Below are 12726 nucleotides of genomic sequence, written 5' to 3'. Positions count from 1 at the left end.
CCTGCAATGACGCTCAATAATGATTTACCCCTAAATAACATAGGTTTTACCGGTAGTGGTCTCAATGATGGAACGGAGGGGTTAGATGATTTATTTTCGTCCTCCATCGTTGACAATGAACCGTTGGAGGCTTTGGTAGAAACACCTACTTTTGCCAGCCCTAGTCCTAACCTAAAAAGGGATCAGATTGTGCCTAGTAACATTGCCAAAATTAAAGTGATCGGCGTTGGGGGAGGCGGTTGCAATGCTGTCAACCGTATGATTGCCAGTGGGGTGACGGGCATCGACTTTTGGGCAATTAATACCGATTCCCAGGCATTAACTAATACGAACGCCCCGGATTGTATTCAAATTGGCCAAAAACTCACCAGGGGTTTGGGGGCCGGTGGTAATCCGGCGATCGGGCAAAAAGCGGCGGAGGAATCCCGGGATGAAATTGCCCGTTCCCTTGAGGGTACGGATTTGGTCTTTATTACTGCGGGCATGGGGGGCGGCACTGGCACTGGAGCAGCTCCCATTGTGGCCGAGGTGGCCAAAGAAATGGGCTGTTTGACGGTGGGCATTGTCACCCGTCCATTTACCTTTGAAGGCCGACGACGGGCTAAGCAAGCTGAGGAAGGCATTAATGCTCTCCAATCGCGGGTCGATACCCTAATTGTGATTCCTAATAACCAACTTTTGTCGGTTATTCCCGCCGAAACTCCTCTCCAGGAAGCTTTTCGGGTAGCCGATGATATTCTGCGCCAGGGGGTACAGGGTATTTCCGACATTATCATCATCCCCGGTTTGGTGAATGTGGACTTTGCGGACGTGCGGGCGGTGATGGCCGATGCTGGCTCCGCATTAATGGGCATTGGGGTGGGTTCCGGCAAGTCCCGGGCCAAGGAGGCGGCCACGGCGGCCATTTCCTCTCCTTTGTTGGAATCTTCTATCCAGGGAGCTAAAGGAGTCGTATTTAATGTCACTGGTGGAACCGATCTGACCCTGCACGAAGTTAATGTTGCGGCTGAAATTATCTATGAAGTGGTGGATGCCGATGCCAACATCATCTTTGGAGCGGTGATTGACGATCGCCTGCAGGGAGAAATGAGAATTACCGTCATTGCCACGGGCTTCAACGGTGAAAAAGAAAAACCCCAAGCAAAAACCAGCAGCAAACCTGTGCTCAGCGGCCCCCCTGCCGGAGTGGAGACAGTGCCATCAACAACAACACCAGAAGATCCCCTAGGGGAAATTCCCATGGCCCCGGAGTTAGACATTCCTGATTTTCTCCAGAAGCGGCGTTTTCCCCGCCGTTAGGTTCCCCAGGATTACTGGTGGGAACCAAATAATTTGACCAAGAAAGTCTCTTAGGCTACACTACTAACCTCTAATTGTTGTCTCAAACTAAAGAGGTTGATCGATTTGCGCTTTTTGTTTGCTAGCCTACTAATTCCCTTGGTATTGCCTTTGCCGGTGATGGCCCAATCCGCCACTTTCTATGGCAATCAGTTTGTAGGGCGGAAGATGGCCAACGGCCAAGTCTATAACCACGGTCGCATGGTGGCAGCCCACCCCAGTCTGCCCCTAGGAACCAGAGTTAGGGTAACCAATCGCCGTACGGGGAAATCGGTCGTAGTGACGGTGAGTGACCGTTGTAACTGCTCCATCGACCTCAGCCGTTCTGCTTTCCAACAAATTGCTAACCCCCGCAAAGGCCGGGTTCCCGTAAGCATTACCCGTCTCTAGGTGCTGGGCAAACTACGTAAATAGGGGCTGAGGTGAGACCGTTCCGCAATACAGTGAAAGAGCGGTCCCCGGGAAGATAATTCCACCACGCTCAGTCCGGTGACGGGCATGGCAAAACGGTCTCGGTAACGACCTACGTCGATGCCCAGGAGGCAGCAGAGTAGGATGCGGATGGTGGCTTTGTGAGAAACCAACAACACATTGCCATCATCGAAGCGGTCTTCAATTTCCTCTAGCACCCTAGTGCCCCGGCGGGCGATGTCAATGCCCCTTTCTCCACCGGGGGGAGAGTTCCAAGCTGGATCGGTGAGCCATTGCATATAAAGGTCGTGGTCCCTTTGGTAAACTTCGTCGGGATGGAGTCCTTCCCATTCTCCATAGGCCACTTCCCTTAGGCCAGGGCGGATCTGCATTTCAATACCTAGGCGATCGCATAGGGGTTGGACTGTTTGGCGGGCCCGTTGCAAAGGGCTAACATAAACTGCTTGCCAGGGGTGTTGGGCGTAGGCTTCAGCAAATTCCTTGGCCATTAAAATTCCTTCTGGGGTCAAGCCAGGGTCATTTTCCGGGGTACCACAATAGCCTCCGGTGGCACTGTAGGCGGTTTGTGCGTGGCGCAGGAAATAAAGTTTGAGGGCCATGGCCGAGTTGAAAAGCAACAATATTAAAGATTACAGAGGAGTGAGAGCTTGGCTCTGCCTGCTCCCATTGTACATAAATACTCTGTTTTTTCGTGCCCAAGAGTTTTCCAGCCTTGCAAAAGTTGATCGGTAGCCAAAATCACCTTTGTCCCCTGGGTAAAAAGCTATAAAAAATCTTTGCGAAGCACACCTAAACTGCCCATTTTTGCGGAACTATGAGCAAGGAATTTCGAGAGCTATTAAGAAAAGTGGGTAGTGGTCCCCATACCAGCAAAAATTTGACCAGGGAAGAATCGGCCCAGGCCATGAAGTTGATGTTAACCCAGGAAGCTACCCCGGCCCAGATTGGTGCTTTTTTGATTGCCCATCGTATTAAACGTCCCACAGGAACTGAATTGGCAGGGATGCTGGATGCCTTTGAGCAATGGGGACCCAAAATTCCTGCCCTTAGCTCTGGTCAAACGGTAATTGTGCTTAGTCAACCCTACGATGGCCGAGATCGCACCTGTCCCGTGGGACCTCTCACAGCCCTGGTGCTGGCAACGGCGGGTTGTCCGGTAATTCAACATGGCGGTGATCGGATGCCCACAAAGGAAGGAATTCCCCTGGTGGAGTTGTGGGAAGGGCTAGGAGTGAATTGGCGATCGCCATCTCTGTTGGCCACACAGGATATTTTAGAAAAAACTAATGTGGGTTTTGTTTATCTGCCCAAATATTTTCCTGAAGCCCAGAAGTTGGTAATTTACCGGGAAGAAATCGGCAAACGCCCTCCCCTGGCAACCCTAGAGTTAATTTGGGTTCCCTATGCCGGTAAACACCATGTGGTGGCGGGGTTTGTCCATCCCCCCACGGAAAATATGATTGCTGAGGCTCTCAGTCTACGAGGCGTTAGTACATTCACCACAGTGAAAGGTTTGGAAGGAAGCTGTGATTTGCCCCAGGAGCGCACAGCCATCATTGGTTTGTACGATTTGACCAAGGCAGAAAACGCCCTGACCCGTTTGCGACTCCACGCCGCCGATTTTGGTCTGGGGGGGAAAAATCCGGTCTGGACTAATTTGGTTGATTATCTTGAGTTGGCCCAAGCCACTTTGAATGGGGAACAAACTCCCCTGCGGTCAGCCCTAATTTGGAACAGTGCTTTTTATCTCTGGCAACATACGGATGCTCCCAATCTAGAAACGGCGATCGCCAAAGCGGAAAAGCTCATTGACGACGGTCTGGTCAAACAACAATGGCATCGACTGCAGTTATATGCAAAATAAGCCAGCACCAATGCAGTAATCGCATGAAAATTAATTATTAGTTACAAACTATACAAATATTTACAAGGAAAAAATCCAGTCTAGGAATGTGATCGTCAGCAGTTGCCCTTTCTGGCCTTAGTTATTGCCTACACTATGAGTAATTTTTCCCGAAGCACCCGACGCAAGTTCATGTTTACCGCAGGGGCCGCCGCTATTGGAGGAGTGGTTCTCCATGGTTGTACTTCCCCCACCACCACATCCACCGGGACGGGTACAGGGTCCAGCACGGATCAAGCCATTAGTCCTTTAGTCGAGGGGGAGAATGCCCCGGAAGTAACCACCGCCAAATTGGGTTTTATTGCCCTAACCGATGCTGCCCCGTTGATTATTGCCAAGGAAAAGGGTTTTTACGCCAAATATGGCATGCCGGATGTGGAAGTGTTGAAGCAGGCTTCCTGGGGTACTACCAGAGATAACCTCGTATTGGGTTCCGCCAGTGGCGGTATTGATGGGGCCCATATTCTTACCCCCATGCCTTACCTCATTACCATGGGCACTGTAACCGATGGAAAACCAACCCCGATGTACATTTTGGCCCGCTTAAATGTCAATGGCCAAGGCATTCAGTTGGGCAATAATTATAAAGACTTAAAAGTGGGTACCGACGCTGCTCCCCTCAAAGAAGCCTTTGCCAAAGTAACGGATCCTAAAGTGGCCATGACTTTTCCTGGCGGCACCCACGACATGTGGATTCGCTACTGGTTAGCCGCTGGAGGCATGGAACCAGGTAAAGATTTTTCTACCATTGTGGTTCCCCCCGCCCAAATGATGGCCAACGTTAAAGTTAACGCCATGGAATCTTTCTGTGTTGGTGAACCATGGCCTTTACAAACTGTTAACCAAGGAGTCGGCTATCAGGCATTAACCACTGGTCAACTTTGGAAGGATCATCCCGAAAAAGCGTTTGGCATGCGGGCCGATTGGGTAGATCAGAATCCCAAAGCTGCTAAAGCGTTGTTAATGGCGGTGATGGAAGCCCAGCAATGGTGTGACCAGGCAGAGAATAAGGAAGAAATGTGTCAAATTCTCTCTAAACGGGAATGGTTTAAAGTTCCCTTTGAAGATATTATTGACCGCTCCAAAGGTATTTATAACTTCGGCAATGGCCAAGAAACCTTTGAAGATCAAGAAATTATGCAGAAATATTGGGTCGATAATGCTTCCTATCCCTATAAAAGTCATGACCAATGGTTTTTAACTGAGAATATTCGCTGGGGCTATTTGCCAGCGAGTACGGACACCAAAGCCATTGTGGATAAAGTCAATCGTGAAGATCTATGGCGAGAAGCAGCCCAGGCGTTGGAGGTACCAGCAGATCAAATTCCCAGTAGTCCTTCCCGGGGAATTGAGACTTTCTTTGACGGCATAACCTTCGATCCAGAAAATCCCCAGGCCTATCTGGACAGCTTGAAAATTAAGTCTATTAAAGCTTAGTTCCCAGTGATTTGCCCCCTGGGGAAAAGTACCCCCTTGACTTTTGTAATTGCTGCAGTTCAATCAACTATTTTTGGTAAAAATTATGGCTAGTTCCACCGCTGGGCTCCGTCCCCGCCGCAAGAAAAATCCCCTCAGTTTCATTTACAGTCCCAAGGTTATTCGTCCCGCCGTGGCGATCGCCGTTTTGTTGGTGGTTTGGCAGATTCTCTGCTCCGGAGAAGGTTCTAATCTGCCCAGTCCCGTGCAGGTCTTAGAACAAACCTATCCTTTAATTCTCAATCCCTTTTTTGACAATGGTGGCACAGACAAGGGTTTAGGCATCCAAATTTTTGCCAGTTTAACCAGGGTGGCAGTGGGCTTCAGTGCGGCGGCGGTGGTGGGCATTGCCCTAGGCATCTTAATTCGTAGTAGCAAATTTATGTATGATGCCCTCGATCCAATTTTTCAGGTTCTAAGAACCATTCCTCCCTTGGCCTGGTTGCCCATTGCTCTGGCGGCTTTGCAGGAAGCAGAGCCTTCGGCCATTTTCGTTATTTTCATTACGGCAATTTGGCCCATCGTCATCAACACCACGGTGGGAGCTCAACAGGTTCCCCAGGATTATCGGAATGTTTCCCGGGTTCTAAAACTCTCCAAAAGCCAATACTTTTTCAATATTCTATTCCCGGCAGCAGTGCCCTACATTTTCACTGGCCTACGCATTGGCATTGGTCTTTCCTGGTTGGCGATCGTGGCAGCGGAAATGCTGATTGGTGGTGTGGGCATTGGCTTTTTTATCTGGGATGCCTATAACAGCTCCCTGATCAGTGAAATCATTATTGCCTTAATTTATGTGGGCATTGTCGGTTTATTGCTAGATCGTTTTATCGCTTTTCTGGAAAGTTTAGTGGTCCCAGCGGAGCAAAAGTGACCAAACATCCATAGGAAGGCCGTTTTTCCTAGCTACTAGTTCTCAATTTTTGATTTGTCACCCCCGGACTAACTATGATGCCCTTCATTGAAATTGATCATGTTGACCGTATTTTTCCCCTCCCCGACGGGGGGCGTTACATTGCCCTCAAAAACATTGAGCTGAAAATTAGTCAGGGAGAATTTATTTCCTTGATTGGTCACTCTGGCTGCGGCAAGTCTACCTTGTTGAACATGATCTCTGGGCTAGATAAGCCCACCTTTGGCGGGGTCATCATGGAGGGGAAAGAAATCACCGAGCCTGGCCCTGAAAGGATGGTGGTGTTTCAAAACTACTCCCTGTTGCCTTGGTTGACGGTGCGACAAAATATCGCCCTGGCTGTGAATCGAGTTCTGCGGGATCTGCCCAAACCAGAACAAGAAAAAATTATTGACGACAATATTGCCCTGGTGGGGTTACAACGGGCAGCCCATAAACGACCGGGGGAATTGTCCGGGGGCATGAAACAGCGGGTGGCGATCGCCAGGGCATTATCGACCCGTCCTAAGGTTTTATTATTGGATGAACCGTTTGGGGCTTTGGATGCTTTAACCCGGGGGAATCTCCAGGAACGGTTAATGGAAATTGTCCAAGAAAGTGGCGTAACCTGCATTATGGTCACCCATGATGTGGACGAAGCATTGTTACTTTCTGACCGGGTGGTGATGTTAACCACAGGGCCCGAAGCCCACATTGGGCAAATTTTGGAAGTGCCCATTCCTCGACCCCGTCACCGTTTGGAAGTGGTCAACCATCCCAGTTACTACGCCCTGCGGGGGGAAATGGTTTATTTCCTCAATCAACAAAAACGGGCTAAAAAAGTTGGGGCGGTCAGTCAGTTTGCCGAGGCCATGGGGGGCAATGGCCTGGAAAAAATCAATCTGGACTTAGGTTTTATCCCCCTCACCGATTGCGCCCCGTTAGTGGTAGCCAAAGAGAAAGGTTTCTTCCAAAAGCATGGTTTAGAGCAAGTTAACCTGGTGAAAGAACCCAGTTGGCAGGCGATCGCCGACGGCATTCGGGAAAGACGGTTAGACGGAGCCCAAATGGTAGCGGGTATGCCCCTAGCTCTAACCCTAGGCATGGGGGGGAAAACCCCTTTACCCATGGTTACGGCCATGGTGATGAGTCGCAACGGCAATGCCATTACCCTCAGCAAAAAGTTTGCTGAAGCGGGGGTTAAAACCCTCGAAGATTTACGGTTAAAGCTAGCAGAAACTCCCGATCAAGTTTCCACCCTGGGCATGGTTCACCCCGCATCTATGCAAAATCTGTTACTGCGGTATTGGCTTGCTTCTGGCAGTATTGATCCAGACCAAGATATTAATTTAATGCGCCTACCACCGCCCCAAATGGTGTCTAATTTAGAAGCTGGCAATATTGACGGTTTTTGTGTGGGGGAACCATGGAATTCCTATGCTGTTAAACAGAATTTAGGCTATGTTATTGCCACGGATTTAGACATTTGGAACGGTCATCCGGAAAAGGTTTTAGGAATGCGGGAAGAATGGGTCAATAAATATCCAGCCACCCATTTAGCCCTGGTTAAAGCTCTGTTGGAAGCCTGTGAATATTGTGACGATCGCCGTCATCGCCAAGAAATTCTAGACTATTTGGCATTGCCTCAATATGTCGGCACCTCCACGGAATATATCAGTCCAGGCTTTTTGACTGAATATGATCAAGGAAATGACGCAGAAGCGGAAATGTTGCTGGACTTCAATCAATTTTATGTCAAGCAATCTAACTATCCCTCCCGCAGTGAAGGGTTATGGATTCTGACCCAATTAGCCCGTTGGGGTTACATTGATTTTCCTAAAAACTGGGTGGAAATTATTGAACGGGTACGCCGTCCTGACCTATTTGGGGAAGCCTGTCGCCATTTAGGGTGGCCAGATTTAGAAGGTGATCACCACAATGTTTCCCTGTTTGATGGCATGGTTTTCACCCCGAATGATCCCCTTGGTTACATTAAACGTTTCACCATTCACCGGGATATTCAAGTCACAGAAATTCTCATCGACCAAATTGATCAAGTTAATCAATAGATCAGCTTTTTGTCGCCTCTTTTTAACCTTGAAATATCTATTCTTCTAAATGTCATGCAAACAATGAATGTCAATGACCCTATCCTGACCGAAGAAAAAACCGCTTTTTTAGCCATTGAAAATGTCAGTAAAGTTTATCCCACTGCCCAGGGGCCCTATACGGTTTTAGATGGGGTTAACTTAGAGGTAAAAGAAGGGGAATTTATTTGCATCATTGGCCATTCCGGTTGCGGTAAATCTACCCTCTTAAATATGGTGTCGGGCTTTAATCAACCCACCCAAGGCACGGTTAAGCTGAAAAATCAGTTAATTACTGCCCCGGGCCCTGACCGAATGATGGTTTTCCAAAATTATTGCCTACTGCCTTGGAAATCTGCCTATGATAATGTTTCCCTGGCGGTGGAATCGGTTTACCCAGATAAATCTAAAACGGAAAAAGAAGAATTGGTAGCCCATTACCTCGAAATGGTGGGTTTAACGGAAGCGGCTCAGAAAAAACCTGGGCAAATTTCCGGGGGTATGAAACAACGGGTGGCGATCGCCAGAGCCTTAGCTATTTCCCCAGAAGTGTTAATTTTAGATGAACCTTTTGGGGCTTTGGATGCCATTACTAAGGAGGAATTGCAGGAAGAGTTATTAAAAATTTGGCGGGAAAATAATCTGACCGTGTTGATGATTACCCACGACATTGACGAAGCTTTATTCCTCGCCGATCGCCTAGTGATGATGACCAATGGCCCCAGCGCCAAAATTGGTGAAATTTTAGATATTCCCTTTGACCGTCCCCGCAACCGCAGTCAAATTACCGATGATCCAAAATATTATCAACTGCGGAATTATGCCCTTGATTTTCTCTTTCACCGTTATGCCCATGACGATGATGATGACCTCAAAGAAGATAAACCCAATCCCGGTTTGCTATTCAAAAAAGTTATGGCGGGAGCCCTAGGACTAGTGGCGATCGCCTTAGTCGGGGTTGGTTTGGTGCAAACTTTTGGTTCTAAGGGTGATGGTGGCCCTACCCCCTCAGTGGAATCCATGGAAGGGTCTTGAACTATCTGGATTAGCTAAATTTTTGCCGTTGTTACCATTAATTGCCACCAATTTGTCCAACTGTCGACTTACTATTAGTTTTTAAAAAAATGTCAGTTATTAACAACTTTGATCATTCCCTCTCACCTCCTAGCAACTCGATCCATGACAGTGATAATCAGCTTTGCTACTATCGCAATAGTGGCAATAAATTACAGCAGATAATTATTGATGGCACCTGGAATAAGGAAAAACTGATTTTTCCTGGCGAACAGTTATTATTTTGGGCTAGCCCTCAGGACAAATTAACTATTAAAGTTTTTCACTGCGATCAAATATCGACCAATCGTATTAACTGTATTCATCTTTTGGTCAATTAGTGGTCAACTAATCAAATTCGCTTCAATTAACTGCCAATATTTTAATGGATTCACCAGCTATTCTTCCCACCACCAGAACCCTTTGTCCTTACTGTGGAGTTGGTTGTGGTTTGGAGGCTGTTGCTAGTCCCCAAAAGTCGGTAGTTGATGCCGGTCATGCCCATAAAATTAGAGGCGATCGCCAGCATCCTTCCAGCCAAGGCATGGTCTGCGTCAAAGGAGCTACCGTAATGGAATCCATGGATAAACAGCGATTACTTTACCCCATGTTTCGGTCAAGTTTAGATCAGCCGTGGCAACAAATTAGTTGGGAAGCAGCCCTAGAAATTGTTGTTGATAAAATTCAGCAAGTTAAACAAACTTTGGGGGTAAGTGGTTTATGTATGTACGCCTCTGGGCAAATGCAGACAGAGGATTACTACGTGGCCCAAAAATTATTTAAAGGTTGTTTGGGTACCAATAATTTTGATACCAATTCTCGTCTTTGCATGTCTTCGGCTGTGTCTGCCTATAGCCTAAGCTTTGGTTCCGATGGTCCGCCTTGCTGTTATGAAGACTTAGAAATAACCGATTGCGCTTTTTTAATTGGTACTAATACAGCGGACTGCCATCCCATTATTTTTAATCGTTTACGCAAACACCACAAACAAAATCCCCACGTTAAATTAATTGTGGTGGACCCCCGTTGTACTGCCACCGCAGAAGTTGCGGACTTACATTTAGCGATCAATCCTGGCAGTGACATTACTTTACTCCATGGCATTGCCTATTTGCTAAAAAAGTGGAATTTAATTGATCAAAAATTTATTGATAATCACACCCAAGATTTTGAGCAGTATTGTCAAGTTATTGATCATTATCCCCCGGAAAAAGTTACCCAAATTTGTGGCATTAGTTTAGAACAATTAGAAACCGCCGCTCACTATTGGGGCAATGCCAAAACAGTGCTTTCCCTTTGGTCCATGGGAATGAATCAATCTTTTCAAGGCACAGCTAAAGGTCGTTGTTTAATTAATCTCCATTTACTCACTGGTCAGATTGGGAAACCAGGCAGTGGACCTTTTTCCCTCACTGGTCAGCCCAACGCCATGGGGGGTCGGGAAGCAGGGGGATTGTCCCATCTGTTGCCTGGCTATCGTTCAATTAAAAATCCTCAACACCGCCAAGAGGTAGAACAACTTTGGCAGATTTCCCCTGGCCGTATTAATCCAGAACCAGGTTTATCAGCCTGGGAAATGTTCATGGGATTGGAAAATCAACAGGTTGGTTTCCTATGGATTGTGGCGACTAACCCTGTTGTTAGTATGCCTGATTTAGAAAGGGTTAAAAAGGCTCTGCAACAATCAACTTTTACGATTCATCAGGATGCCTATTCCCCCACTGAAACGGCAGAATACGCCCATTTGTTATTGCCAGCAGCTCAATGGAGCGAAAAAACTGGCACAATGACCAATTCAGAACGGAGAGTTACCCTTTCTCCTGCGTTTCGCTCTCCTCCTGGGGAAGCAAGACCCGACTGGGAAATTTTTGCTGAGGTAGGACGTAGATTAGGTTTTGAAAATCAATTTAATTTTGTTGATTCAGCCGCAGTACATCGGGAATATGTGCAACTAACTGCTGAAAGATTATGTGACCAATCTGGTGTCAGTTATGAAAAGTTGCAAAAGCTGGGGCCGCTGCAATGGCCCTGTCGTCAATCAGATCAAGAAAGTCAACTTTTATCAACTAAAAGACTTTACACCGACTATAAATTTTGCACAGAAAATGGTCGGGCAAACTTTTGCTTAGACCACAGTCGGGGATTAGCTGAGCCGGTCGATCCAAACTATCCTTTTGTCCTCACCAATGGTCGTCTTTATGGTCATTGGCATACCCAAACCCGCACTGGCCACATTGAGAAAATCAAAAAAATGCATCCCAAACCTATATTGGAAATGCATCCCAAGGACGCAGAAAAATTGGGTATTAAAAGTCAGGATTTAGTTGCGATTAAATCTCGACGGGGTTCTGCTCAGCTAGAAGTTCTAGTTACTAGAGCCATTGCCCCCGGTACGGTTTTTATGCCCATGCACTGGGGTTTTTTGTGGGACGATAATGCTGAAGTTAATAGTTTGACCCATGCCACTGCTTGCCCTATTTCTAAACAACCGGAATTAAAAGCCTGCGCCGTTAATATTACACCAGTTTAATCAAACAATAAGCAATTAATTGTCAGGATAAAAATCTAAGCTTAAAATTTGGTCAGGAATATATGAGTATTGTTGAGGAAATGTTTCTTCCGGCAAGTTGGTCTCTCCCATTGCTAGATCCCTGCCATTATCATAGCCATCTGAGATAGCCTCTGATAAATAGGTTTTTAAGCTAGGATTTTCCTTAATCAACTTTAAAATATCCCGTCTTTGTACTCGAATTGTTGCCAGCCAACTGCGGCTTCTTTGCTCTGATTGGTATTGTCATTTGAGGAGATGACCAAGCAAAATTGCTAGACAATTTCTTAATTCCTGACGCTGTTGTCTCCCCAAGCTCTCTATTTCCTCAATCAAATTTTCTAAATCTAGTTTATGCCATTGCTGGTTACGTAGTATTTCAGTTTGCTCTTTTGTCCAGGCATAGAAATCGCTGTGGTAAGTGCTAGGTGAAGGCATTGAATTATATCCTCGCTCAACATCCAATGTTAGCATTAAAAACTAAGTTGATTTTCCTGTAACAATAACAATGTTTTTTCAATTTGAAGCTGATTTTGTTGATTCCCTCCGCTGTATTCCCATGGTTGTGCGTTATAAACTAGACACCTGTGGCGTTAAATTAAAATTAAGTCATTGGCATCAACTGAGTTTGGAACAAAGGCAGTATTTGACTGAAGCTAGTTGTGAAACACCAACAGAAGTTAGCCAATATGGGGAAAAGCTGCAAAATTGGATAACGGAATTAACTGGCAAGCCAGCTTCCACATTATCAGTGCCGGATTTACCCGATTGGTTAAATGCCAATCAAATTCCAGCTCAAATATTAACGGAGTTAAATAATAAATTACCGTCTTTGGAATCTTCCGGCATTACGTTGACTCAATGGCAATCCCTGACTCCTTTGCAAAGATTTGCTTTAATTAAACTAAGTCGTGCTGGCCACGAAAATCGTAATTTTCTGCTGGCCATCAAAGAATTTGATCTGATGCCAAGCTGACACAAAATCTACAACTCGCTA

General features: G+C 46.5%; 10 protein-coding genes and 2 pseudogenes. 10 read left to right on the top strand and 2 right to left on the bottom strand.

The genetic code is table 11. The features are described 5' to 3' along the window. The first annotated feature begins 6 nt into the window (after window positions 1-6). Both ftsZ and H6G46_RS14150 read left to right on the top strand, forming a co-directional pair. Window positions 7-1299 carry a cell division protein FtsZ gene (gene ftsZ / locus H6G46_RS14155; protein WP_010872126.1) on the top strand — a complete coding sequence of 431 codons (1293 nt, stop codon included), beginning with the start codon at window positions 7-9 and terminating at the stop codon, window positions 1297-1299. A gap of 156 nt (window positions 1300-1455) precedes the next feature. Continuing rightward, window positions 1456-1728 carry an RlpA-like double-psi beta-barrel domain-containing protein gene (locus H6G46_RS14150; RefSeq protein ID WP_010872125.1) on the top strand — a complete coding sequence of 91 codons (273 nt, stop codon included), beginning with the start codon at window positions 1456-1458 and terminating at the stop codon, window positions 1726-1728. On the opposite strand, the gene H6G46_RS14145 is transcribed toward H6G46_RS14150, so the two are convergent. Next, window positions 1725-2369 carry a histidine phosphatase family protein gene (locus H6G46_RS14145; RefSeq protein ID WP_010872124.1) on the bottom strand — a complete coding sequence of 215 codons (645 nt, stop codon included), beginning with the start codon at window positions 2367-2369 and terminating at the stop codon, window positions 1725-1727. The two genes, H6G46_RS14150 and H6G46_RS14145, sit on opposite strands and share 4 nt — an antisense overlap. A gap of 215 nt (window positions 2370-2584) precedes the next feature. Between H6G46_RS14145 and H6G46_RS14140 the strand changes: the two genes are divergently transcribed. The 7 genes and pseudogenes from H6G46_RS14140 (at window position 2585) to H6G46_RS14110 (ending at window position 11711) form a co-directional block, all read left to right on the top strand. Beyond that, on the top strand, window positions 2585-3634 hold the full coding sequence (locus H6G46_RS14140; protein WP_010872123.1) for an anthranilate phosphoribosyltransferase family protein: 1050 nt from the start codon (window positions 2585-2587) through the stop codon (window positions 3632-3634). A gap of 135 nt (window positions 3635-3769) precedes the next feature. Continuing rightward, window positions 3770-5110, top strand: a complete 1341-nt coding sequence (locus H6G46_RS14135) for a CmpA/NrtA family ABC transporter substrate-binding protein (protein ID WP_190759876.1) — start codon at window positions 3770-3772, stop codon at window positions 5108-5110. Window positions 5111-5195: 85 nt separating this feature from the next. Continuing rightward, on the top strand, window positions 5196-6023 hold the full coding sequence (gene ntrB, locus H6G46_RS14130; protein WP_190759874.1) for a nitrate ABC transporter permease: 828 nt from the start codon (window positions 5196-5198) through the stop codon (window positions 6021-6023). A gap of 74 nt (window positions 6024-6097) precedes the next feature. Next, window positions 6098-8110: a nitrate ABC transporter ATP-binding protein gene (locus H6G46_RS14125; protein ID WP_010872120.1), complete on the top strand. Its 2013-nt coding sequence runs from the start codon at window positions 6098-6100 to the stop codon at window positions 8108-8110. Between the two features lie 54 nt (window positions 8111-8164). After that, window positions 8165-8989, top strand: a pseudogene (locus H6G46_RS14120) (nitrate ABC transporter ATP-binding protein); the annotation flags it as partial. A gap of 263 nt (window positions 8990-9252) precedes the next feature. Continuing rightward, window positions 9253-9522: a DUF1830 domain-containing protein gene (locus H6G46_RS14115; RefSeq protein WP_041432077.1), complete on the top strand. Its 270-nt coding sequence runs from the start codon at window positions 9253-9255 to the stop codon at window positions 9520-9522. A gap of 44 nt (window positions 9523-9566) precedes the next feature. Then, window positions 9567-11711: a nitrate reductase gene (locus H6G46_RS14110; RefSeq protein WP_010872118.1), complete on the top strand. Its 2145-nt coding sequence runs from the start codon at window positions 9567-9569 to the stop codon at window positions 11709-11711. Between the two features lie 15 nt (window positions 11712-11726). On the opposite strand, the pseudogene H6G46_RS14105 reads toward H6G46_RS14110, so the two are convergent. Continuing rightward, a pseudogene (locus H6G46_RS14105) lies at window positions 11727-12167 on the bottom strand (DUF29 domain-containing protein). Between the two features lie 70 nt (window positions 12168-12237). Here H6G46_RS14105 and H6G46_RS14100 point away from each other — a divergent pair. Next, complete coding sequence (locus H6G46_RS14100; protein ID WP_010872117.1) at window positions 12238-12705, top strand: nitrate reductase associated protein; 468 nt, start codon at window positions 12238-12240, stop codon at window positions 12703-12705. Window positions 12706-12726 lie beyond the last annotated feature (21 nt).

Origin of the sequence: Synechocystis sp. FACHB-908, from assembly GCF_014698595.1 — a bacterium.
Lineage (GTDB): Bacteria > Cyanobacteriota > Cyanobacteriia > Cyanobacteriales > Microcystaceae > Synechocystis.
Note: the sequence above shows the minus strand (reverse complement) of the source record. Positions and strands in the feature narration are given on the sequence as shown.

Coding starts and splice junctions, on each gene's coding strand:
- ftsZ (WP_010872126.1), top strand. CDS start 7: ATGACGCTCAATAATGATTTACCCCTAAATAACATAGGTTTTACCGGT.
- H6G46_RS14145 (WP_010872124.1), bottom strand. CDS start 2,369: ATGGCCCTCAAACTTTATTTCCTGCGCCACGCACAAACCGCCTACAGT.
- H6G46_RS14140 (WP_010872123.1), top strand. CDS start 2,585: ATGAGCAAGGAATTTCGAGAGCTATTAAGAAAAGTGGGTAGTGGTCCC.
- H6G46_RS14135 (WP_190759876.1), top strand. CDS start 3,770: ATGAGTAATTTTTCCCGAAGCACCCGACGCAAGTTCATGTTTACCGCA.
- ntrB (WP_190759874.1), top strand. CDS start 5,196: ATGGCTAGTTCCACCGCTGGGCTCCGTCCCCGCCGCAAGAAAAATCCC.
- H6G46_RS14125 (WP_010872120.1), top strand. CDS start 6,098: ATGATGCCCTTCATTGAAATTGATCATGTTGACCGTATTTTTCCCCTC.
- H6G46_RS14115 (WP_041432077.1), top strand. CDS start 9,253: ATGTCAGTTATTAACAACTTTGATCATTCCCTCTCACCTCCTAGCAAC.
- H6G46_RS14110 (WP_010872118.1), top strand. CDS start 9,567: ATGGATTCACCAGCTATTCTTCCCACCACCAGAACCCTTTGTCCTTAC.
- H6G46_RS14100 (WP_010872117.1), top strand. CDS start 12,238: ATGTTTTTTCAATTTGAAGCTGATTTTGTTGATTCCCTCCGCTGTATT.